Annotated in this window: 17 protein-coding genes and 2 pseudogenes; 8 read left to right on the forward strand and 11 right to left on the reverse strand. The window is 70.1% G+C overall.

What is annotated here, in order from left to right; genetic code table 11:
* Positions 1-178: 178 nt before the first annotated feature.
* From GFH48_RS02290 to GFH48_RS02300, 3 genes are all read right to left on the reverse strand, one after another.
* Complete coding sequence (locus GFH48_RS02290) at positions 179-1420, reverse strand: PP2C family protein-serine/threonine phosphatase (protein ID WP_194280469.1); 1242 nt, start codon at positions 1418-1420, stop codon at positions 179-181.
* A 190-nt stretch (positions 1421-1610) separates the two neighbouring features.
* On the reverse strand, positions 1611-3293 hold the full coding sequence (gene alsS / locus GFH48_RS02295; protein ID WP_153286618.1) for an acetolactate synthase AlsS: 1683 nt from the start codon (positions 3291-3293) through the stop codon (positions 1611-1613).
* Positions 3294-3508: 215 nt separating this feature from the next.
* Positions 3509-6283: a helix-turn-helix transcriptional regulator gene (locus GFH48_RS02300; protein WP_153286619.1), complete on the reverse strand. Its 2775-nt coding sequence runs from the start codon at positions 6281-6283 to the stop codon at positions 3509-3511.
* 410 nt (positions 6284-6693) lie between these two features.
* Here GFH48_RS02300 and GFH48_RS02305 point away from each other — a divergent pair.
* From GFH48_RS02305 to GFH48_RS02320, 4 genes and pseudogenes are all read left to right on the forward strand, one after another.
* Positions 6694-7139, forward strand: a pseudogene (locus tag GFH48_RS02305) (NAD(P)H-dependent glycerol-3-phosphate dehydrogenase); the annotation flags it as partial.
* 369 nt (positions 7140-7508) lie between these two features.
* Positions 7509-7637 (forward strand): annotated as a pseudogene (locus GFH48_RS40040) (aminotransferase class III-fold pyridoxal phosphate-dependent enzyme); the annotation flags it as partial.
* A gap of 305 nt (positions 7638-7942) precedes the next feature.
* Positions 7943-8272: a histone-like nucleoid-structuring protein Lsr2 gene (locus GFH48_RS02315; RefSeq protein WP_153286621.1), complete on the forward strand. Its 330-nt coding sequence runs from the start codon at positions 7943-7945 to the stop codon at positions 8270-8272.
* 598 nt (positions 8273-8870) lie between these two features.
* On the forward strand, positions 8871-9146 hold the full coding sequence (locus tag GFH48_RS02320) for a hypothetical protein (RefSeq protein ID WP_153286622.1): 276 nt from the start codon (positions 8871-8873) through the stop codon (positions 9144-9146).
* A 176-nt stretch (positions 9147-9322) separates the two neighbouring features.
* Here the strand turns inward: GFH48_RS02320 and GFH48_RS02325 are convergent, their stop codons facing one another.
* The 5 genes from GFH48_RS02325 to GFH48_RS02345 all read right to left on the reverse strand — a co-directional run bounded on the left by GFH48_RS02325 (position 9323) and on the right by GFH48_RS02345 (position 14867).
* On the reverse strand, positions 9323-10219 hold the full coding sequence (locus GFH48_RS02325) for a Gfo/Idh/MocA family protein (protein WP_407698696.1): 897 nt from the start codon (positions 10217-10219) through the stop codon (positions 9323-9325).
* Between the two features lie 108 nt (positions 10220-10327).
* On the reverse strand, positions 10328-11542 hold the full coding sequence (locus GFH48_RS02330) for an ROK family transcriptional regulator (RefSeq protein ID WP_153286624.1): 1215 nt from the start codon (positions 11540-11542) through the stop codon (positions 10328-10330).
* A gap of 4 nt (positions 11543-11546) precedes the next feature.
* The gene (locus GFH48_RS02335) at positions 11547-12413 is read right to left on the reverse strand and encodes a carbohydrate ABC transporter permease (RefSeq protein ID WP_153286625.1); all 867 of its coding nucleotides are present in this window, start codon (positions 12411-12413) and stop codon (positions 11547-11549) included.
* The gene (locus tag GFH48_RS02340; protein WP_153286626.1) at positions 12410-13432 is read right to left on the reverse strand and encodes a carbohydrate ABC transporter permease; all 1023 of its coding nucleotides are present in this window, start codon (positions 13430-13432) and stop codon (positions 12410-12412) included. Before GFH48_RS02340 ends, GFH48_RS02335 begins: the two co-directional genes overlap by 4 nt.
* Positions 13433-13463: 31 nt before the next feature.
* On the reverse strand, positions 13464-14867 hold the full coding sequence (locus GFH48_RS02345; protein WP_153286627.1) for an ABC transporter substrate-binding protein: 1404 nt from the start codon (positions 14865-14867) through the stop codon (positions 13464-13466).
* A gap of 126 nt (positions 14868-14993) precedes the next feature.
* On the opposite strand from GFH48_RS02345, the gene GFH48_RS02350 reads away from it, so the two are divergent.
* From GFH48_RS02350 to GFH48_RS02365, 4 genes are read left to right on the forward strand one after another with little or no spacing between them, the layout of a single operon-like run.
* A complete protein-coding gene (locus GFH48_RS02350; protein ID WP_153286628.1) occupies positions 14994-16040 on the forward strand; it encodes a zinc-dependent alcohol dehydrogenase in 1047 nt (348 codons plus the stop codon).
* A gap of 20 nt (positions 16041-16060) precedes the next feature.
* Complete coding sequence (locus tag GFH48_RS02355; RefSeq protein WP_153286629.1) at positions 16061-16861, forward strand: sugar phosphate isomerase/epimerase family protein; 801 nt, start codon at positions 16061-16063, stop codon at positions 16859-16861.
* A complete protein-coding gene (locus GFH48_RS02360; protein ID WP_153286630.1) occupies positions 16858-18213 on the forward strand; it encodes an MGH1-like glycoside hydrolase domain-containing protein in 1356 nt (451 codons plus the stop codon). Before GFH48_RS02355 ends, GFH48_RS02360 begins: the two co-directional genes overlap by 4 nt.
* A complete protein-coding gene (locus GFH48_RS02365) occupies positions 18210-20114 on the forward strand; it encodes an amylo-alpha-1,6-glucosidase (protein WP_153286631.1) in 1905 nt (634 codons plus the stop codon). The genes GFH48_RS02360 and GFH48_RS02365 overlap by 4 nt, the downstream gene beginning before the upstream one ends.
* A 352-nt stretch (positions 20115-20466) precedes the next feature.
* On the opposite strand, the gene GFH48_RS02370 is transcribed toward GFH48_RS02365, so the two are convergent.
* From GFH48_RS02370 to GFH48_RS02380, 3 genes are all read right to left on the reverse strand, one after another.
* On the reverse strand, positions 20467-20763 hold the full coding sequence (locus GFH48_RS02370; RefSeq protein ID WP_153286632.1) for a hypothetical protein: 297 nt from the start codon (positions 20761-20763) through the stop codon (positions 20467-20469).
* A gap of 19 nt (positions 20764-20782) precedes the next feature.
* Positions 20783-21802: a DUF6215 domain-containing protein gene (locus GFH48_RS02375; protein ID WP_153286633.1), complete on the reverse strand. Its 1020-nt coding sequence runs from the start codon at positions 21800-21802 to the stop codon at positions 20783-20785.
* 766 nt (positions 21803-22568) lie between these two features.
* Entirely contained in the window at positions 22569-23069 is a 501-nt protein-coding gene (locus GFH48_RS02380; RefSeq protein ID WP_194280470.1) for a cupin domain-containing protein, read from the reverse strand.
* Positions 23070-23215: the final 146 nt, after the last annotated feature.

Below are 23215 nucleotides of genomic sequence, written 5' to 3' on the forward strand. Positions count from 1 at the left end.
TTGGGTTCGGGGCCGGCTGTGTTCCGCGCCGAACGGAGGATTGACGGGCCCGTGAACGGATGGACCGACGCTCTGTCCCTCGTTCCCACACGTCGACGGCCGTTCCGTGTGAACCCTCGATCCGGTGCCGTCCTGCGCCTGGCCGCCCGGTGTGTCCGCGGTCCGCTGGCTGCCGGCGTCATCCGGTCCCGTACCGGTCGGTCTCGCTCGCGACTCCGGCGCGCTCCCGCCGCACCCGTTCGTTCACAGGACACGTGCCGTGGCCGTCCTCGCCGGCACCCTCCACGGCCGTCGGGGGCCGGCGGCGTACCGCGACCATGGCGACGTCGTCCTGCACCTCGCCGCCCGCGTGGACCGTCAGGTCACTCATGAGGCGCTCGATCAGGTGATGCGGTTCGTCCTCGGCGAGAAGCGCGAAACGGTCGAGCGCCGGGTAGAACACGCCCGCCCCGTCGCGAGTCTCGAGGAGGCCGTCGGTGTGCAGGAGAAGCGTGTCGTCCGGCTCGAACCGGAAGGTGTCGACCTGATAGGCCGTCCGGTCGCCGCCCAGGCCGAGCGGCGGTGCCGGCTGCGGAACTTCCAGGAGGTCCACCTCTTCACCGTGAGAGCGCATCGAGTCGGGGTGGCCGCAGCTGATCACGCGGACGACATGGAGGTCGTCGGGTATCTCCAGGACGAGAGCGGTGATGAACCGCTCCGACGCGTTGGTGTCCGTCAAACTCACCTGGTCGACGCGGCGGCGCACACCGGCGTCCAGGGACAGCGCGACATGCTCCAGCCGCACGTCGCGGTGCGCGGCCTCGCGGAACGCGCCGATGACGGCCGCCGCGTCGTCGACTGCCGCCAAGCCGTTTCCCCGCACGTCACCGATCAGCATGCGGACCGTGTCGCCGACGCGTTCGGCGGCGTACACGTCTCCGCCGATGTGTGCGTGGGCGGCGGCCGAGCGATAGGCCGTGGCGATTTCCAGACCCGCCATACGACAGGGCAGCGGGGGCAGCAGCGCCTTCTGCGCCGTCTCCGAGACGCAGCGCACCGCGCAGAGCGTTCGATGATCCACGTCTCGCACGCGCCGGAACACGAGGACCAGGACGCAGACGACCAGCAGACCCAGGACGTCGATCGCGAGAATGGGTGAGCGGGGCAGACCGTCGTCGACGTCGACCGCGACCACGCCGAGACAGGCCAGGGCGGTCATGCTGACGGTCGTGCGCGTGTTGTCCACCACCGCGGTGAGCGCGGGCACCGCCACCAACAGCACTTCCAGGTGAACGTCCGCGGGGACGATCACGCCCCACAGGGTGACACCCAGCAGTACGACCGAGGCGACCACCAGCGCGATGAGCGTTCGCAGCCGTACCGCCGGGAAGCTGAGGACGAACCCCCCGTCCGTCACAGCGCCGTGCGCACCTGTGTCCATGGGTGCCTCCTTCGTCATGAGAACCTCCTGTCACGTACGAAAGCGGCTGGTCCGGCCGGCGGTCGGGTGTCCGCCGGGGCCGGTGGGCAGCCTCGGTCGTGCGTCATGTCATCCGTGTCGTCTCAACGCGGCCGATCGGGCGTCGAAGGGGCCGACCGGGCCGACCGGGCCGGTCGGACCGGCCGGACCGTCATCTCGGAATGCCGTCGTGGAGTTGTGCGAAGAGTTCGGCGGTGTGGGCGTAGTCGACCGGCACGTCGATGACGGTGATGCCGGGGTCGCAGAGTCCGACCGGGTCGAGGGATCTGCGCAGTTCGGTCTCGAAGGCGTCCATGGTCTCGGTCCGGATACCTCTGGCGCCCAACGCGCGGGCGTACAGGGCGATGTCGTAGGCGCCCGGTCGGACTCCGGACGCCCTGCCGTATTTGCGATGCTCCTGGAACGCCACCATGTCGTAGGCGTTGTCCCGCATGATCACGTGCGTGGCGTGGAGGCCCAGCCGGGTGGCGGTCTCGATTTCCGCCGCGCTGGACAGGAACCCGCCTTCCCCGGAGACCGACACCACCTGTCGCCCCGGCTCCAGCAACGCGGCGGTCATCGCCCGTGACAGGGCGACTCCCGGTGTCTCCAGGCCGTTGGACAGCAGGAGACGGCGCGGCTGGTGTCCGCGCAGATGACGGGCCATGTGGAGGTGCGAACCGGTTTCGGACACCACCGTGGCGTCGTCCTCCACGTTGTCAGCGATCGTCTGGATCAGCGCCGCGGGATTGAGGCCGGCAGCGGTGCCCGGTGCCGCTGCGGCCTCCGCGTCGATGCGGGCCAGCGCGGCGCGCCGGCCCGCAAGGGCGTCCCGGGTCCGGTCGCTGACCGGCCGTCCGGAGAGCGTCCCGGACAGCTCACCGACCGTCGCGGCCACATCGCCCCGCAGTTCCAGAGCGGGCTGGTAGTGGCTGCCGACCTCGGCGGGCACCGCGTCGACGTGGACGATCGTCCGGGCCGGGTCGGTGTTCCACAGACCCGGGTCGTACTCCACGGGGTCGTAGCCGACGGTGATCAGTACGTCGGCTTGCGTCACCATGACGTCCCCAGGCTGATCACGGAAGAGGCCGACGCGACCGGCGTACTGCTCCTCCAGCGCGCGCGGGACGATGCCCGCCGCCTGGAAGGTCTCCACCACAGGCAGCCCGGTCACACGGATCAGTTCACGCACCGCGGTGCAGGCCTCGGCGTCCGCGCCCCGCAACCCGACCAGGAGAACGGGGTTCCGTGCGGCACGGATGAGCTGCGCGGCACGGTGGACGCATTCGGCGGGAGCGGGACCGTGAGACGGGTGTCTGTGCGGCTGGACGACGGTCGCGGCGGTGGGTGCCCCCGCGACATCGGCCGGTATCACCACCACGGCCGCACCCCTGGGCGGGGTGACCGCGGCACGCAGGGCCCTGGCGATGGCTTCGGGGACATCGTCGGGGTCGTGGACTTCGCAGGTGTACGTCGTGACCGGTCGCAGCGCGGCGACGGCGTCCATCGACCGCCGGTTTCGTCTGGACCGGTCCCGGCAGGTCACGGCCCCGCACACAGCGATCATGGGGTGCTGCTCGGTCGTCGCCGTCAGCAGGGCGGTCATCAGATTGGTGGTGCCCGCTCCCGAGGTGGCCAGGACCGCTCCGGGGGTGCCCGTCAACAGCCCGACGGCGCCGGCCATCACGGCGGCATGGTGTTCGTGGCGACACATCACGAGTTCGGGACCCGCGAAGGCCAGGGCATCCTGAACAGCGTCGATCGCCGCTCCGGGGACACCGAAGACGTACGGCACGCCGTACTGCGAGAGGGTCTCGACCAGGCGTTGGGCCGCGCCGACGGGAGGGATGGGCATGTGCCCGCCACCCTTCTCGATTCTTGTGCCGCGCAGCGGCACACGGGGAATCAGGTGTGATCACGGCGGTCCGCTCGGATTCCGCGGTGTGTCGCGCAAGGCATGTCCGACCCTTGTGCCGTCGGTGTGCTCCGGTGCCGCATCACTGGTAACGGTAGGCACACGCGCCCGCTCCAGGGCATCGCGTGAATGCGTAGTCCTGTCCGGTCGCGGCGTCAGAGACGGGTCGCGTCCGCGGGTATCGGCTGGGCATCCTGCAGCAGCCAGGCGAGCTGAGTGCGCGTGGTGACCTTGAGCTTGCGGAAGACTTTGCGCAGGTGGTAGTCGACCGTGCTGGCGCTGATGAACAGCCGGGACGCGATCTCGGGGTTGGTGCATCCCTCGGCTGCCAGCATCGCGATCCGCCTCTCCTGCGGAGTGAGCTGATCACCGAGCCAGGACCGACGCGTGCGGGTGGGCTCACCGGCCGCTGACAGTTCGCTGCGGGCACGTTCGGCGAAACCGTCCATGCCGAACCGCACGAACATCTCGTGCGCCTGCCGCAGTTGGTTCCGTGCCTCAAGGTGACGGCGTTCGCGCCGCAGCCACTCCCCGTACAGAAGGTGGACCCGGGCCACCGCGGCACACAGCCGGGTGCGTTCGAGCCGTCCCAAGGCCGTGCGGTACAGGTCCTCGGCATCCGGGCCATCGGCCAGCAGAGCCCGGCACTGCGCTTCGACACCCGCGGCCCAGTGGCTGGAGCAGGGACCGGTCGTCCGGCACAGTTCCCGCAGTGCCTCGTCGGCCAGGTCCCGGTGTCCGGTACGCACGGCCGCCTCGATGAGTTCGGCCAGCGCCCAGTTGCGGATCCGCTGGACGCTGGAATCGGCACCGGCCTGGCGCGCGGACTCCAAGGCCTGCTCGTACCGGCACGCACCGTTGTGCAGCACGGCGGTGGCCCACTGCAGGTAGGTCAGCGCCATGCCTTCGCCCCGCGCCATCGAGTCCCGGGTCGCGGTGCGGATCGCGGCAAGGGCCTCGTCGTCCCGCCCGCGGAAGACGGCGAGCCCCACCTCCGCGTAGGCGACGGGTCCGGCTCCCGTCATGAGAGTGACGTCGGCAGCCGTCTCGGCCAATGACGCGGCCTGCAGGAGTTCCCCGCTCAGCAGGTGCAGTCCCGCACGTGTGGCGGCGGCGACCGGGAGAATGCTGATCGCTCCTCGTATCTCGCACGATCGCAGCAGCCGCGTGGCCAGCACACGCCATGACTCGTCGTCCCACAACAGACCGGCGCCATGCCCGGCCAGCCACAGCCAGTACAACTCCTCCTCCGGGGCCAGTTCCTCTGTGGTGAACGCCGACACCGCCCTGCGCAACACCGGAACCGCGGCGCCGCGGCCTTCGACGATGAGGAGCGTCAGTCCGTCCAGCAGGAGGTCGGAGGCGCGTGGTACGGACGCCGCAGGCACCCGGCGGGCGCTGTGGGCCACCTCCGCGATCCGGCACTCGTCGCCCAGCCGGCCGGCGAGCATCGCCGCGGCCAGGGCCTGCAGGTGGACGTCCCTCGCGCGGGAGGCGTCGATGGACTCGAAACGGCGGGCCGCGCTCAGCAGCACGGAGGTGGCTCCACCGCCGAAACTGCGGGCGAAGGCGATCTGCCCGCGCAGGAGCTCACTGTCAGCGGCTCGCCGCTCGTTCTCGGGCCCCCGGTCGGCCAGCGCGAGAAGGTCCAGAGCACTGTCGTACGCGCCGGCCTGCTGCTTGGCACGTGCCGCGCGCAGCGCTCTCCCTGCCCGGGCGGCCGGTTCGGCGGTCAGCGCGACCGACCGCTCCAGGAATGCCCCGGCGGCGGCGACACCCCCGCGGGCCAGGGCCCGGTGAGCCGACCCCTCGAGCTCCGCCGCGGCTTCCTCGTCGAAGCCGACGGCTGCCAGCGCGCGGTGCCAGGCCCGCCGGTCCGGCTCCGAAGGGTCGGTGACCTCGGCCAGAGCCCGGTGCGCGGCCCGCCGCTGCGACGTCGGCATCGCCCGATAGACGGCCGACCGGACCAAAGGGTGGCGGAAGACCACCTTCGTATCGATGGAGAGAAGCCCGTCGGTCTCCGCCGCCGTCGCGGCCGAGACCCCGATTCCCAGACGGCCGGCCGCCCGCCACAGCAGTGCGGAGTCGCCGGTCGGCTCCGCCGCGGCCACCAGGAGCAGCATGCGGGTGGCCGGGGGAAGGCCGAGGACCCTGCTGCGGAAACTGTCCTCGATGCGCCCCGGCACGGCAGCCGCGGTGTCCGTCGGACCGAAACCGCCCGCGAATCCCGCGGCCGTCAGCGTCCGGGGCAGTTCGAGCAGGGCAAGCGGACTGCCCCGGGCCTCCGTCGCGATCCGCTCGACGACTCCCTCGTCCAACGGCACGTGCAGAGCCGAGTGCAGCAGGGCGCGTGCGTCCCCCGGGCCCAGTCCGGTCAGCCGCACCTCTTGCAACCCGCGTAGACCATTACCGGCATGGCGGGTGGCGAAGACGAGGCCGAGTGGCTCCGCACCGACACGGTGCGCCACGAACGTCAACGCCTGGGCCGAACCGGGGTCGAGCCACTGGGCGTCGTCGATCACACAGATCAGCGGTTGGCGGACCGCCGCCTCGGACAGCAACCCCAGTACGGCCAGGCTCAGCATGAGCCGGTCGGGCGCCGCGCCTGTCCGCAACCCGAAAGCCGCGGACAAGGCGTCCTCCTGCGGTCCGGGCAGATGCTCCAGCGTTGCCAGGAACGGCGCGCAGACCTGGTGCAACACCCCGAAGGGCAGTTCCGTCTCCGCTTCCACACCCGCGGCCCGCACCACGCGGAAGCCGACCGTGGTCGAAGCCATGTGGTCGAGCAGCGCGGACTTGCCGATCCCGGGCTCGCCGAGGACCACGAGAGCGCCGCCTCGACCGGCCTTGACGGCGTCCTGCCAGCGGTCGAACAACGCGCATTCGGCACGCCGCCCCAGCAGAACCGCGGGACGCCCCGGCCACACCATGTTCCCAATTTACCTGCGGCACTCGGTCAACACCTCTCCGACCACCTCTCCGAGCCGGCCTCATGCCGGATGACCACAGGCGCCGGCCGACGGGACCGTGAGGCGCCGCGGACGCGGAGCAGGGCCGGCCGGCGCGGAGTCCGTAGGCTGTTCCGCCGACGAGTGCATACGCCCTGCTCAGAGCCCAAGTCACCCGCTCGCAAAGGGAAGTTGTCGCGCGCGATCCCACTTCGTCCGAGCGCCGGTCGAGATACGGCGGATCGTGCGGACCGGCGGCCGGCTGGTGATGACACGGGCCGGGGACGAGCGGCCTCCTCGGTCGTGTCACCGAGCAGGGCCGCGGCCGGCGGGCTCGACGTGGAGGACATGCGGCCGGCGGGCTCGACGGGGAGGACATGCGGGCGCGGCCCGGCGAGCCCGTGAACGTCATCGCCCTCGCGGTCGGCCTCGCCACCGGGCTGGACCTCGGCGACAACGCCCGAGCGCTGCTCATCACGCGCGGACTCGCGGAGACCGCCCGGCTCGGCGCGGCCATGGGCGCCGACCCGTTGACGTTCTCCGGGCTCGCCGGCGCCGGGGACCTCATCGCCACCTGCGCCTCCCCGCCCTCGAGGAACCGGACCTTCGGGGAGCACCTGGGCCGCGGGCTGACCGTCGAGGAAGCCACCGTGACACGAAGCAGACCGCGGAGGGAGTGAAGTCGTGCCGCGCGGTCCTGGACCTGGCGGGCGCCCACGGCGTGGAGATGACGATCACCGAGGTGGTCTCCGCGGTCATCGCGGGCACTGTGTCCGTCCCGGACGCCGCCGATGCCCTCATGTCCCGGGCGCCGAAGCCGGAGCGCTACGGGGTCTGAGCCACCTCCGCCGCCCGAACGACCGTGGCCCGGTCCCCGGGCTCGGCCCGCGGTGGGTCCCCGAGGACACCAGAGTCCGGCGGGCCCAAGTGGCAGCTCCGTGGCCACGGCAGGCGGTGTGTGTGGGTCCAGCGGGGTCGACGGGTACTCGGATACGGCTGAGGGCTGTCCCGTAATCCCCGGTGGATCAGCGCGCGGCGTCAGAGGATCTGGCCCGGCTGGTGCCCCTACCCATGGGCCGCACCTTTTTCGCGAACTCCGGTGCGGAGGCCAACGGCAGCGCCTTCAAACTGGCGTGGTACTACCACCAGTGTCTCGCCCGTCACGGTCGGCTAAAGACTCTCTCCCCGGAGAGGGGTTACCACGGCACCGATCCTCAGCACGGGTGGCGTCATCATCCCCGGGTCGAGTTATTACCCCCGTGTTCAGGAGGTCCTCGCCCGGCACGACATTCTCTTCGTCCTCGACGAGGTCGTGACCGGTTTCGGCCGTACCTGAGGGATGTTCGCCACCACCGAATTCGGCCTGAGTCCTGGCCTGATCACCTCGGCCATGGGACTGTTCCCGGCGTATGCGCCGATCCCCGCCCGCTGCCGATCGTGCCGCACCGACACCGACTCGGCTGCTCACCGAAACCCGCCACTCGACGCAGGTGGACTCTCCGTCAAAATCGAGTGGCTAAAGGGCTGCGCCCAACGCCATCGCGCGCAAAGTCGGCCGAATTGGACGTCGAAGGCAGCCTTTCGTCATGACGTTCAGAAGGTCCGGGGCGAATGGGTGAATGTTTGCAGTACGATCCCACTATGGCTCAGAAGAAAATTACGGTCTATACCGACGACCTCACAGGTAAAGAACACCCGGAGATCTCCACCCACGAGTTCTCGCTGAACGGCGTAAAGTATGAAATCGATCTGTCGCCGGACAGCTACGACGAGCTGGCCGACGCCCTTGCCCGCTTCATCCAGGCGGGCCGGAAGACCGGTCGGACAAGGGTGAGCAAGGGCCGCAAGGCCGACGCCGACGGCCCCAGCGCAGTGGAAATGCGCACGTGGGCACGGAGCAACGGATTCGAGGTCAACGACCGCGGACGGGTCCCGGCCAACATCCGCGTGGCCTACGAACAGGCCAATTGACGGGCAGACAGCCCTCGTTGCAAAAGCCGGGCTTACTGGGAGCAGAGCCGGCGAGCGGGCAGGTGTCCTCGGCACGTTCGTCGGTCTTCGCCACACGATTCCAACGGCCGCCGCGGGCACCCCGGTTACGTGTGCGCCGTGCTTCCTCAGGGGCACGGCAGGCTACTGGATGCTCCAGCGGTACGAATACTCGGGCCCGTTGGGGCAGACGAATACGCACCACGTGGTCCGACTGCCGACTGGACGACACCGACCACGTTCGGAACCGCCTCCACCTCCATCACCACGAGCCGGCCGTCCACACGGCCTGCCCGGTGGTCCGAGGAACCGATCGGCTCGTGGCGGGGCCCCCGGCGTCGTACGGTGGAAGCAGCGGGTGGCGCGCCTCCGCAGCAACCGGTGGTGGTGTCCGCCCCGCCGGAGACCGCGCATCACCATGCGGCCGCTCATCGCCCCCCGGAGGCGCGTGTCGTGAGCGGGAGGAGAAGCCCACCCCTCGCCGAGCGCCCATAGGCGCCGTTCCCACACGCCACCGTTCCCACACGGTTCCACCGCCTGGGCCGGGCCGCGTGGACCTCTCGGAAAGCAGGTGCGTCCCATGCACACGTCGACCCGTGTCGCCGGTGTCCTCACCGGCCTGACCCTCGCGCTGGGCGCCACGGCTCTCACCGCCCCCGCCTCCCACGCGGACATCCCCGCCTGCACCCAGATGGCAGCCCAGGCGGGTGCCGATGCCAACGACGCCGTCACGGCGGCGTGTCACCGTGGCGTGAGCGGCGACCTGCAAGGTTGTGTGAGCGGGCTGACCGGGGCCGGAGTGGCGGGCGGCGCCGCGAACGGCGCCTGCCGACTGGCAGCCCACGAACCGCGATAGACCCGCCCGTCACAGTCGGCGCCGGCACCCGCACGTCGCGGCCCCGCCCCACGCACCCGCTCGCAAGAACCGGGCGGTCGGCCATGGTTACTCGTCCTGAAGCAGTCGGCAGAGGATCTCGTCCCGCGTCTGGTCCAGAACGTTGATGTCCCGAACGAAGGTGGGTTCCCCCGCTCTCACCGTGTCGCCCGGGCCGCCTGATCGATGAGGCGCTGCAGATACAGCCCGCGTGCGGCGTCGAGGTCCGTGGGCTCGTTCGCGCGCACGGCGGTGGCGAAGGTGCGGCGCAGGATCGGCCAGCACTCCTCGTGGTCGATCTCGGCCGTGTCGTAGGTCAACGGCGTTTCGGGACCGAAGAGTTCGACGCGGGTCAGGGCGCGGGGCACGCTGACGGAGCCCGACAAGGACGCCTGGCTGACGGCTCCGTTCTCGTGTTCCAGGGTGAGTTCGATCCAGCGGCGGGGGTCGCCGGTGCTCCGTATGCCGGTGATGGGCGAGACGGCGAGGTCGAGCAGGTCGAGCAGATGGGGGCCGAGGTCGAGCAGCGCGCCGTGTTCGAGACGCCAGCCGGTGGCGAAGTCGCCGCCGAGGAAGGCGCCGTGGAGGTAGCAGGAGCGCGCGCCGGAGACCTCGCGGGTGCGCGCGGCGTCAAGGAAGGCCTCGGTGACCGGGTGGTAGCGCTTGGTCAGAACGAGTTGGGAGACCACGCCGGCGCCGAGGACGGCGTCGGCGACACGCTGCGCGGCCATGAGGTCGGGCCCGAGCGGCTTCTCCAGCAGCAGCGCTTTCCCCTGGCGTGCGGCCTGGGGTGCCAGCTCGGCCTGCACGGCCGGAGGTACGGCGAACGCCACGGCTTCGCACCGGTCGAGGAGTTCACCGAAGGACGCGGCGACGTGTGCTCCGTGCGGTGCGGCGGTCTCCCGCGCGGCTTCGGAGCGGCGGGCCCACACCGCGGCGAGGCGGGTCTCGGGTCCGGCGGCGAGCATCCGGGCGTGCATGGCGCGGGCCCAGGGGCCGGCGCCCACGAGGCCGACCTCTACGGGCCGGTCCGCCCAGGGGGCAGGGGTGACGATCACGGTGTTCCTGTCTGTACGGAGGTCCGCGCGCGGCCGTACGTGGGGCCGAGCGAGCGGTTGTTCGGCAGTCCCGTCCGTTGCGGCAGAAGTGAGCCGGCGCCTGGTTCAGGCGGCGAGGTGGCTCAGGCGGGCTTCGGCTCGGTCGGGGGCGTAGAGGATCTCGACGACCATGGCGGCCGCCCCTATGACGCCCGCGTGATCCCCGAGGCGTGAGGTGACGACTTGCAGGTTCGCGGTGGCCCGGGGGAACGCCCGCTGGTAGAGCAACTCCCTGACCCCGGTCATGAAGGGGGCACCCGAGAGTTCGCCGGCGATCATGAGGACGCCGGGGTTGAGCAGGCTGACCACGGTGACCAGGACCTCGCCGGCCCTCCGTCCGGCTTCTCGGGCCAGCCGAAGGGTGTCCGGGTGGCCGTCGGCGAGCAGACGCCTGACGTCGGCGGCCGACGTGGCGTCCGCGCCGAGGGCGCTCAGGTCCCTGGCCAGTGCCCGGCCGCTGGCCACGGCGCCCAGGCAGCCGTGGGAGCCGCACATGCACAGGACGTCGGGCCGGTCGTGCAGACGGATGTGGCCGATGTCGCCGGCGCCGCCGTCGATGCCGCGGTACACCTTGCCGTCCACGACGACGCCGGCACCGATGCCGGTGGAGACCTTCACGAGGACGAAGGCCGCGCAGTCCCGGTGGCTGGCCTGATGTTCGGCCAGCGCCATGAGGTTGGCGTCGTTGTCCACGAACACGGGCACGAGTCCGTCGCCCATGCTCGGGCCCACGTGCTCGGCGTAGGCCCGCTGAAGACGTTCCCGGATGGGATACCGGTCCCAGCCCGGCATGACCGGTGGTTCGATGACATGGCCCGTCTCCCACTCCACGGGCCCGGGCACGGAGAGCCCGATTCCGCAGATGTGGCCGGCGTCGACTCCGGCGGCGGCGATCAGATCCGGGAACCAGCGGGCCAGTTGGTCCAGCACCGCCTCCGGGCCCTCACCGATGTCCAGCGGTCCGGTGGTTTCGGCGAGTATGGCGCCCCCGAGATCGAGGACCGCGGCCCGTGCGTGCTTGATCTCCAGGTCCACGGCGATGACCGAGGCGTGCCGCGGATCGAAGACGATTCGCTGGGAGGGGCGGCCACCGGTCGACGAACCGGCGACGTGCTTGAGCCACCCCGCCCGGTTGAGAAGGTCCAGTCGCTGGCCGACGGTCGAACGGGAGAGTCCGGTGATCCGCTGCAGGTCCGCGCGCGTGTTCGCGCGACCGCCGCGGATGAGTTGCAGCAGTTCGCCCGCACTGATCTGGTTCGGTGTCAGCATCGGTTCCCCCATCGTCTCAGCTCTTGTCGGCACCGCTGGTCAGCCCCTCGGTGAGCATGCGTTCGGCGGCGAAGAACAGGAGTATCACGGGAATCGTCAGCACCACCGACCCTGCCATCAGGACGGTTTTGGGGACTTCGACGCCGTTGGACAGTTGCGCCAGGCCCAGCGGCACCGTCCACTTGCCGGGGTCGGCGGCCAGGAAGAGCAGGGCGAACAGGAACTCGTTCCAGGCGATCATGAAGACGTACAGTCCGGTCGCCATGAGGGACGGCAGGGCCAGGGGGAGGATCACCTTGCGCAGGGTCTGGAGCCTGCTGAGGCCGTCGAGCGCCGCGGCTTCCTCGATCGAGTAGGGAATGGTGACGAGGTAGTTCTTCAGCATGTAGATGGCCACCGGCACGGTCTGGGCGACGTAGACGATGGCGAGCCCGACCAGGCTGGAGGACAGGTGCAGTTTGGCGAAGACGACGAACAGCGGGACGGCCAGCAGCGTCGCCGGGAACAGGTAGACGGCGAGGAAGAGGGCGCTGACCTGGCGGTGTCCGAAGAACTTCAGCCGACTGATCGCGTAGGCACCGGGCACCGCGGCCAGCAATGTCAGGGCGACGGTGCCCAGCGAGACCAGCGCGGAGTTGAGCAGGAACTTGAGGAACCCCTGGCCGCCGTCGTCGGTGGACCGCAGCACGTCGCGGTAGGTGGACAGGGTGAAGTCCTTGGTCGAGACCCACAGGGAGCCCGGGTCCAGCAGCAGCGCGTCGATGGGCTTCAGCGACAGCAGCAGCATGTAGTAGAAGGGCAGGACCGTGATCACCGCCAGGAACGCGATGACGATCCAGCGCAGGACGCCGAAGAACCTCTCCTCGAACTGGGCGCGGCTCATGACGACTCCTCCTGGACCTTGTTGCCGAAGAACTTGAAGTAGAGGCCCATCAGGATCATGAGTGCGACGGCCAGGACCAATGCCTGGGCGGCCGCGGCGCCCACGTCGTAACGGGCGGTGAGGAAGTCGTAGACCCGTACGGCCGCGACGTCGGTGCCCGCGCCGCCGCCGGTCAGCAGGTAGACGTCGTCGAACTTGTTGAAGGTCAGGATGAAACGCAGGACGCACAACAGGGCGATGACGGGCATCAGTTGGGGCAGCAGGATGTGGCGGAACCGCTGGGTGGGGGTCGCGCCGTCCACCAGGGCGGCCTCTTCCAGGCCGTCGGGTACGGCCTGCAGCCGGGCCAGGATGAACAGGAACGCGAAGGGGAAGTACCGCCAGGTCTCGAAGGCTATGACGGTCAGCAGTGCGAGCGGGATGTCGAAGTGGAGTCCCAGCAGGTGGACTTCGTAGGCGCGGGTGGAGAGGAAGGCGATGGGGTCGTCCCAGCCGAACAGGCGCCGGCCCCATTCGTTGACGATGCCGTACTGAGGGCTGAGCGCCACTTCCCAGACGAAGGAGACGGCGACGACGGGAGCGACGTAGGGCAGCAGCATCGCCGCGCGCAGCAGCCCGCGGCCCCGGAACGGCTTGCGCAGGGCGAGGGCGGCGATCAGTCCGAGGGCGATGGATCCGAAGGTGGCGCCGACGGTGTACAGCAGGGTGGTGCCCAGGCTCGACCAGAAACCGGCCGAGCCGAAGACCTGGTCGAAGTTGTCCAGGGTCCAGTGGCCGAACAGACCCATGCCCTGGATGTCGACGAGTCTGGCGTGCTGGAACGCGAGCAGGACGGTCCACAGGATGGGCAGGATCACCACGACGAGGACCACGACGAAGGTCGGGGAGACGAAGGCCAGGCCCGCGCGGTTGGCGCGGCGGCTCGCCGTCATCGGGCGGCGGCCGTCTTCGGTGGGCCGGTCCGGGGATCCGTCACCGGTGTGACGGCGCTGTCCTGTATCGGCTGGAGCTGTTGTCATGAGGGGACCTTTGTGACGGGCAAGGGGGCGGCTACTGGAGGGACTTCTGCAGGGCGGTGACTTCGTCGTCGGCCTCGTGGGCCGCTTCGGAGGGCGAGATCTGACCGCTGGTCAGGGCGCCGATCGCCTTCGGCACGGGCAGTTCACCGTTGGTGGCGCCGACGAGCGCGCCTTCGCCCTGGGTGATGCCCCAGCGCCGCATGTTGCTGACTCCGGCCGCGAGCTGGTTGAGCAGGCTCGGGGGGTAGACCTCGTCGAAGGGCTTCTTGGTGTCGACGCCGATCTCACTGTGGCGCCAGGCGTCGAGGTAGCGCTCGGGCTGTGCGGCCGTGCCCGCGCGGACGGGGATCATGCCCTCGGGTGCCATGCCGAACCAGGACTCGTATCCGGTGCCCATCATGTACTCGATGAACTGGCGTGAGGCCTGTGTCTCGGCGGTCTTCGTGGTCACCCATGAGGTGATCTCGCCGAACTGGGCCGCGTCGGTGGCGTCGGGGCCCTGCATCGCGGTGGTGATGCCGCTGTTGCGCGAGAGGTACCGCGCGTCGTTCCTGCACTCCGTGCAGCTGGGCAGGGCGTCCTTGCGCAGGCCGGCGAGTTCGTCCAGGAGGAACGAAGACCAGATGATCATCGAGGACTGGCCCGCGAAGTAGGTGGAGCGGGTGGAGTCGACGGTCTGGGTGCCCGGGGCGCCGTAGGCGCGCGCGAGCTGGTCATAGGTCTTGAACGCCGTCCGGCACTGCGGGGAGTCGAGGGCGACCTGGTGTTGGTCGTCGACGAGCTGGCAGTCGTCGGCCAGCGCGAGGCTCTCGAAGCTCTGCGAGGTGAAGGCGTCGCTCGGGTCGGTGGCCGCGGAGATGCCGTACCGCCCCTTCGTGGTCAGCGCCTTGGCCGCGGCGAGCGCCTTGGCGTAGGTCTCCGGGGCCGGCAGGTGCTTCGCGTCGAGCTGGTCCTTGCGGTAGACCAGCAGTTGCAGCCAGGCACTGGAGGGTACGCCGAGGTTCTCGCCGCCGTCCGAGGTCAGCTTCAGCGCGTTGGCGTTGAACGTCTTGGGCCCCAGCTCGTCGACGATCTGCCGGGGTATCTCGGTGTTGAGCAGGCCGTTGCTGTACATCTGCCATACCTGGCCCATGGGGGCGGCGCCGATGACGTCCGGCAGCGTGCCCGAGGCGGCGCCCGACATGATCAGCTGGGGCATCTGGCCCTCGTCGACACCGACGAGATGGACCTTGATGCCGGTCTTCTTCTCGAACCCCTTGATGATCTTCTGGGTCACGGCGATGCGATCCGGGAGGTTCTCCTGGGACCAGACCGTGATCTCCCGGTCGGGTTTTCCGGGCCCCGTGCTGCTGGCGCAGCCCGTGAGCAGCCCCAGCCCCAAGGCTGCCGTGATGCCCACCGCGATCGCCTTCGATCGCCGGCTCTTGGTGCGCATTGCATGTCCTCGTTCCGACTTACGTCTACTTGATACGCATCACAGCATCACTTTTGCTGGTTGACAAGACATAAGAGGGGGTTATTGTCGACGCAACCCAACTCGCAACCCCTTCCGGAGCCATCCGTGGAACGCGTCGTCCAATTCACCGGCCCCCTTCAGGTGGAGCTCACCGAGCAGGCCGGAGCCGACCTGCCCGCCGGGCACCTGAGGGTCCGCACCCGCTACTCGGGCATCTCGGCCGGTACCGAACTCACCGCCTACCGCGGCACCAATCCGTATCTGACACGGACCTGGGACCCTCAGGCCCGGCTGTTCCGTGACGGAGCGGCCGGCATCCAGTACCCCGTGGCCGGATGGGGCTACTCGGAGGTCGGCGAGGTCGTCGAGGTCGCTCCGGATCTGGCCGGTACGCCAGGCCTGCCACAGCCGGGCGACCTGGTCTGGGGCATCTGGGGCCACCGCAGCGAGGGGATCGTCCCCGCCGAACGCATGATCGGCCACACCCTGCCCGCCGGCCTCGAACCGCTGGCCGGCGCCTTCGCCCGGGTCGGCGCCATCGCCTACAACGCCGTACTCGCAGGCGACATCCACCTCGGCGAGGACGTCGCCGTCTTCGGCCAAGGCGTCATCGGGCTGCTCACCACCCGCCTCGCCCAGCTCAACGGCGCCCGCGTCACCGCCGTCGACGCGCTGGACGGCCGTCTGGAGACCGCCAAGCGCTACGGCGCACACCACACCCTCAACGCGCGCACCGACGCCGTCGCCGAACGGGTCCGCGAGGCCACCGGCGGTCTCGGCGCCGACCTCGCCATCGAGATCAGCGGCGCCTACCCCGCTCTGCACCAGGCCCTGCGCTCGGTCGCCGCCGGCGGCCGTGTGGTGGCCTCCGGCTTCTACCAGGGCGACGGCGTCGGCCTGCGCCTGGGCGACGAGTTCCACCACAACCGCGTCCAGCTCATCTGCTCACAGATCGGCGGCGTCCCACCCCAGCTGTCCCACCGGTGGACCGTGGAGCGCCTCCAGCAGACCTTCCTGCGGCTCGTCGCCGAGGGACAGGTGGACGTCACCTCCCTCGTCAGCCATGTCGTCCCGGCCGCCGACGCCGCCGACGCCTACGAACTGCTGGACCAGCGGCCCGCCGAGGCGCTGCAGGTCGTGCTGGAATTCTGAACGTCTCGAAAGGCTCCCTCATGCTCAAGACCGCGGCGCAGGAACAGCTCCTGCCCGGAGACACCCTGCAGGCCAAGTGGGAGTTCGCCCAAGCGGCGGGCTACGCCGCCATCGAACTGCGCGGCAAGGGCGACCTCCACTTCGCCTCCCGACTCGACGAACTGAAGCAGGCTCGCAAGGACGGCGTGGTCATGCCCACGGTGTGCGTCGAGATGCTGCACTTCCTCGGCGCCTTCGACACGGATCTGCGCCGGGACGCCGTCGCGCAGATGAAGTCGCAGCTCACCGTGATCGCCGAGATCGGCGGCGTGGGCGCTCAGACCCCTGCCTCGTACGGCATGTTCTCCCGTCGCCTGCCGCCCTTCGAACCCCCGCGCAGCGAGGCGGAGGACCGTGAGGTTCTGCTGACCGGTCTCACCGAGCTGGGTGAGCACGCCCGCAAGGAGGGTGTCACGCTCTTCCTGGAGCCGCTCAACCGGTACGAGGACCACATGGTCAACCGGCTGGAGCAGGCCGCCGACCTGATCCGTGCCACCGGCCTGGACTCGGTGCGGATCGGTATCGACAGCTACCACATGAACATCGAGGAGACCGACCCCGCGGCCGCGATCCTCGCCCACGCCGACGTCATCGGACACGCCCAGGTCTCCGACTCCAACCGCTTCCAGCCCGGAGCCGGCCACCTCGACTGGTCCGCCTGGCTCGGCGCCCTGCACACCATCGGATACGACGGCCACCTCGCCCTGGAGTGCAGGCTGACCGGGGACCCCCTCGAAGCCGTCCGCTCCGTGCCCGCCTTCCTCAAGAGGTCCGGCGCGTGAAGTCCCTCCTCGACCGGCCCGTGCCCACCGCCGCCGCATCCCTGACCGTGCGGCGCGGTGCGGCACGGGTCCTCATCGACAACTGGACCGGTACTTCCACCGTTCCCTCCCACACCCTCTACCCGCACCAGTGGAGCTGGGACTCCGCGTTCGTCGCGATCGGGCTGCGCCACCTGTCGGTACGCCGCGCCCAGCAGGAACTGGAGTCGCTGCTGTCCGCGCAGTGGGCCGACGGACGCGTCCCGCACATCGTCTTCAACTCCGCCGTACCCGACGACGCCTACTTCCCCAGTCCCGGCTTCTGGCGTTCCTCCACCGCCGGCCGCGCGGCGGGCGCACCGGCGGGTCTCGAGACCTCGGGCATCGTCCAGCCCCCGGTGCACGCGCTGGCTGCCTGGCTCGTGCACCGCGCGGACCCCGAGGAGTCGCGGCGGCGCGGATTCCTGACCCGAGTGGTGCCGCGCCTCGCCGCCTGGCACGACTATCTCCTCGACCGCCGTGACCTCGGCGGCGGGGGGCTGGCCGCCGTGGTCCACCCCTGGGAGCCCGGCATGGACAACAGTCCCTGCTGGGACCGGGCCCTGCGACGGGTCGTCCCGGCCGCGCCGGACGCCTTCCAGCGTGCGGACCTGGATCACGGCCATCCCGCCGACCGGCCCACCGACCTGGACTACGGCCGATACGTCCGCCTGGTGACCGACTACCGCGAAGCCGGCTACGACGACCACGCCCTGCGGCACACCTTCGCGGTGGAAGACCCGTGTTTCAACGCACTGCTGATCGTCAGCGAACGGGCCCTGGCCGCCATGGCCGAGGAGACGGGCGCCGACGCGACAGCGCACACCGCACGCGCCGACGCGCTCACCCGGCATCTGGTGACCCGGCTGTGGGACGAGGGCGCGGGCCTGTTCCGCGTCCGCGACCTGGCCACCGACACCCTGGTCGAGGAGCGGAGCGTCACCGGACTGATCCCGCTCATCGTTCCCTACCTGCCGCGGCACATCGTCAGCCGCCTCGTGGAGACCCTCACCGGGCCGCACTTCGACGCACCGGCCACACGCCTCGTCCCGAGCTACGCCCTGACCGGTCACGCTTTCGATGCCCAGCGCTACTGGCGCGGGCCCGCCTGGTTCAACACCGCCTGGCTGATCCACCTGGGACTGCGCACCCACGGCCGGGAACAGGAGGCCGAGCGCCTGCGGCAGGGCTTCCTCGATGAGGCGGCGCACTCCGGCTTCGCCGAGTACATCGACCCCACCACCGGTGCCGCCCGTGGCGCCCGGCACTTCTCGTGGACCGCCGCCCTCACCCTCGACCTGCTGAGCGCCGACCTCAAGGAGCCCACGCCATGACCGCGGCCGACGACCGCGTCCAGCTCGTACGGGACGCCACCTTCGCCCGCGTGGACGCCGCCGGGGGCATCAGCGGCACCCGCGGCACCGCACCGGACGGACTGTTCCTGCGCGACGCCCGCCACCTCAGCCGCTGGCACCTGACCGTCGACGGAACCGAGCCCGTCGCCCTGGTGCCCGCCGGCGCCGAGACCGACGACACGGCGCTGTCCGTGCTGACCCCTCGGGGGACCCGGGACAACCCGCCCGCCTACACCGTCTTCCGCGAACAGGGCGTCAGCGCGGGCATGTTGACCGAGCATCTGCGTCTGGTCAGCAACCGGCCCGTCCCAGTCACCGCTCTTGTGGAGATCACCGTCGGCGTCGACTTCGCGGACCTGTTCGAGCTGCGCGCCGACGACCGGCACTACGACAAGCCCGGCGCCCGACGCGAGATCCACCGCACCGACGATGGAGTGGTCTTCGACTACCGACGAGCCGACTGGCACTCCCGGACCACGGTCGTGGGCCGCCCGGCCCCCATGGGCCTCGACGCAGCCCCGGACGCGCCCGGCGCCCGCACACTGAGCTGGCAGTTGCGACTCGACGCCCACGGTCAGGCCGATCTCCACCTGACCGTCCACGCCCGGCCCCACGGGCAGACGTCCGCAGCACCCACCGTCGCCCGGCCGCGACGGCGGACGTCATCGGCTGCCGACGACCTGACCCGTACTTGCGAACGGGGGCTGGCCGACGTGGATCTGCTGACGATCCCGGTCGTGGGTGTGGATGGCGAGACAGCCGCCGTTCCCGCCGCGGGCATCCCCTGGTTCCTCACCTTGTTCGGCCGTGACTCACTGCTGACCTCCTACTTCCTGCTGCCCTACCGGCCGGAGACGGCGGCCGCCACGCTCAGCGCCCTGGCCGCCACCCAAGGCCGGGACCACGACCCCGTGAGCGGCGAACAGCCCGGACGCATCGTCCACGAGACCCGTCACGGCGAGCTCGCGCACTTCCGGCAGATCCCCTACGGCCGCTACTACGGCGCCGTCGACGCCACCCCTCTCTTCCTGGTGCTCCTCCACGCCCACTACGAGACGACCGGCGACCGGGCCGTCGCCGTCCGGCTGGAGCAGCACGCGAGGCGGGCCGTCGACTGGATGTTCGCCGACGGCGGCCTGGACGAGCACGGCTACCTCACCTATCGGCCCGATCCGAACGGTCTGGTCAACCAGAACTGGAAGGACTCGGCAGGTGCCGTCTGCTTCGCCGACGGCACCCAGGCAGAGGGTCCCATCGCCGTCTCGGAAGCACAGGGTTACGCCTACGACGCCCTGACCCGCACCGCGGAACTGGCGTCCGCCGTCTGGCAGGACGAGCCCTACGCCCACCGGCTGCGCGAGGCCGCCGCGTCACTGCGCACCCGCTTCGCCTCCGACTTCTGGATGCGGGAGGCCGACTTCCCCGCTCTCGCCCTGGACGGCCGAGGACGTCAGGCCGACGCCCTGGCCTCCGACGCCGGGCATCTGCTGTGGTCGGGGATCCTCGACCAGGAGCTCGCCCGCCGTGTGGGGCAGCGTCTGCTGCGGCCCGACTTCTTCTCGGGCTGGGCGATCCGTACTCTCGCGGCGGGGCAGAAGCCCTACCACCCGCTGTCGTACCACCGAGGAAGCGCATGGCCGCACGACAACGCCGTCATCGTGCTCGGTCTGGCCCGGCACGGACTGGCGGAGCAGGCTCGTACCGTCGCCGACGGTCTGATCGCGGCAGCCGCGCATCACGGATACCGCCTGCCCGAGGTACTGGCCGGCTACGACCGTACGGCCACGGCGCGGCCGGTGCCCTACCCCCACTCGTGCTCGCCTCAGGCCTGGGCCGCGGCAACGCCTCTTGCCCTGCGAACGGCACTACGGATGCTGTGAAGCCCAGCCGGGCTCCGCGTCACCGGCGCAGCCCGCGCGCGGGGCCCGGCAGGCTCCTCCGGGGCCGCGGGAACCGACCGGCGCGGCAGCTGACCGGTGCCCGCGCCCGGACGGGCGGGCGGGCGGGCGGGCGGGCAATCAGAGCGGGCGGGCGGGCGACGCTCAACCCTCCCTCCCGCTCTGATTGCCGCGCCTCTTGCGGCCCCACAGCTGGAGCCGGGTGCCGTCGCCCGTCATCCGGTCCTTCACGCCCATGCGTTGGTCGACTTACGGGCCGACCAGATCGCGGGCGAAGTGGAGACGGAGGCGCGGGCCGCCCGCCCTTCCGTCTCCAACGGGCAGGAACAGTCCTTCAGTTGGAGGAGTTCGTCAGCTGTGGGATCTCCAGGACCACGGCGGGGAGTGCGTCCTCCAGCACTTGCCTGCGTGGCAGGGAAAGGCCGAAGTGCCGCCCGGTGATCCCCAGTCCGGTGCGGTGCGGTGCACCTCGCGGCGAGGCACCTTGGCGTCCGGCAGTCCGGCAGTCCGGCAGCGGCCGAGTCACCAGCTCTTCGGAGTCCAACCCGCGGGCGAGCACGACGCCGTAACCACCGAAGGTGATCGACCTCGGAGCGGCAAGCCATGCGATGCCGTCGGTCGCAGTGCTCACCGTGACACATCTGGGCGTGTCACGAGCTTCGTTCACGGATCGTCGGAAGAACCTTCTCGGCGATGTCGACGAGAACCCCGTCGTCCGGGAGGGCCCCGGACTCGCTCCACACGGTGATGTCGTAGTACCCGCCCCGATCCTTACGGTCGAGGGCCACGGTCAGCGTCCTGGCCAGGGGGCCTTGTCCGACCGGTCCGCCGGATCCACCGCTCCCGAGATTTATCTCCAGCTTCATGGTGTGACTCGAGGAGAAGACCGCGGACCGACCGAGAACCGTGAGGGTCTTGACGTCCTTCTCGTCCCCGAACTTCATCAGCTTCACGTCCTGGCCGATCGACAGATCGTTGTAAGTGGCCGAGACGTTCACGGTGTACGTGTCGAACCTGACCTCGGCCTCCGGCTCGGCGACCTTCCCATCCGTCAGGAGAGCGGTGTTGTTGTTGCCGGAGGCGGTCGTCGCGATCTCCCCCGGTGTTCCGAGGACCGCGGCCAGGTCTGGCCGGTTGAGCGCCTTGCACAGCTCTTCACCGGTCACAGGCCGGGGCGTCTTCTCGTAGGCCTTCGGCAACGCCTCGCGTTCTCCGTCCGAACACGAGGCGGGCTTGGGCGTGGTGTTGTCGGACGGCATCACGTGCGGGGCCACCCAAACCGTGGCCCCGAGTGCCCCGAACAGGGCCACAGCGGCGAAGGCCTGGCGCCACGGGTGGTGCTCCTTCTCCTGCGGGGCCGGGCGTTGGCTCGGTTCGGGTCCTGCCTGGGCGGCAGCATCGGCCACCGTCCCGTCCGCGGGGACCACCGGACTCGCGGTCGCGGTCGTGGTGGAGATCGGGGGCGGGTTCCGGCGTGCACGCAGGGCCCGGACCACCATGTGCACGCGCACTGCGGTGAACACGAGGAACAGCACGCCGAGACCGGCCGGGACCAGTTCTTGGTCGCGGACGGCGAGATACATGATGCGTACGCCGAAAACGGACCCGACCACAATGAGCAGGGGCTCACGGACCCAGAACGGCAGAACACGCAGAAGAAGACCGAGCATCCGACGATCTCACCACGACAAGATCACATTCGCCATGGTGGAAGCCACAGTTCCGGGCACGAACACGGCGCCGGTGCGGCATCAGCGGGTCGATCGCCTCACCGGAGGGGACCAGCGATGACGGCACGAACGAGCGTCCTGGACCAAGTCATGCCACCGAACGGGCCGTTCGCCCCGTTCCCGCCGCGGCCACCTGCCGTTCCCCGGGCACGCACGCGGCTGCGGCACTCCCCCGCCACCGGGCCATTCCCGGTCCGTCGGACATTGAAGTCGGCACGGATATCGACCGGGTGACGGGGTTTCACCACACCCGCCCGTCGCATCCGGTGCACATCGTGGTGGTGCCCGAGGAACACATTCCGTCGCCGGTGGACCTCGGTGACGCCAACACGCGGAAGACGGCAGCGGGCCTGCCCAACGCCCCACCGGTCAGGGAACGTCACGGTGTCGCCGCGCGGAACTGGGTGAGGAGAGCCTGGGCCGGCGCGGTGTCCGCGTCGAAGAACCGGGTTTCCAGTTCGGGTGGCACGGCCGGCCCGTGCGTGCGGACCCCGTGGCAGTTCAAGAAGCGATCAGTTGCTCGCGCCGCACCGGGATCTCGTCGGCGAGACGCCGCGCCCACCGACGGTGGCCGCCTCCCGATCAAGATCTGGTCGGCCCGCTGGGCCTGTCAACCTGCTGGCGTGACGACCGGCCCGGCGTCCTCGTCGGGTCCAGGCCGGCCGTTCACGTGTTCAGATGGAGGCGAATTGGATTCGACGGCCTGTCAGCCCTCCGGCATCACGGGCGAGTCGATGTCGAGATCGCTCAGCGACTCACCGTACTGCGCGAAACGCTCTCCGTCCCACAGGGGTGCAGGAACACCAGGGATCGGCTCGTCGCCGCGCATGAACAGGGCCTCCGGTCCTCCCGGCGTGAAGAGGAAGAGCATCTTGGCGTGGCGCACGCTCTTGTTCAGGAATCGATGACGGATTCCCGGCGGGACATAGATGAAATCACCGGAGCGCGCGGTCAGCTTCTCGTCGCCATTGAGGAACTCCAGTTCCCCGTCCAGCAGGTAGAAAGCCTCGCTGTTGCGGTTGTGCACGTGCGCCACCGGCCCGGCGCCCGGCGGCACATCCGCTTCGACGAAGCCGAGCTGTCCATCGGTCATGTCCGTGTGGACCTTCACCGTGTAGACGTTGTCGGAGATCCACTTCGTGATCCCTTCACCGGCCGGAACGTGGATGGAGCCACGCTTCGTCCAGCGGGGGTCGTCGGGATCCATCTGCGGCATGACAAGACTCATCAAGGCATCCCTTGCGGTTGCTGAGCAGGCGGAGCGGGCGGGCAGCCCGATCCACCGTCTGACAGCTGTCAGACTAACGTGCTCTGACAGCTGTCAGACAGGAGGGGTGCGCTCTCCGTGACCCG

This window comes from Streptomyces fagopyri, assembly GCF_009498275.1.
GTDB classification, from domain to species: Bacteria; Actinomycetota; Actinomycetes; order Streptomycetales; family Streptomycetaceae; genus Streptomyces; species Streptomyces fagopyri.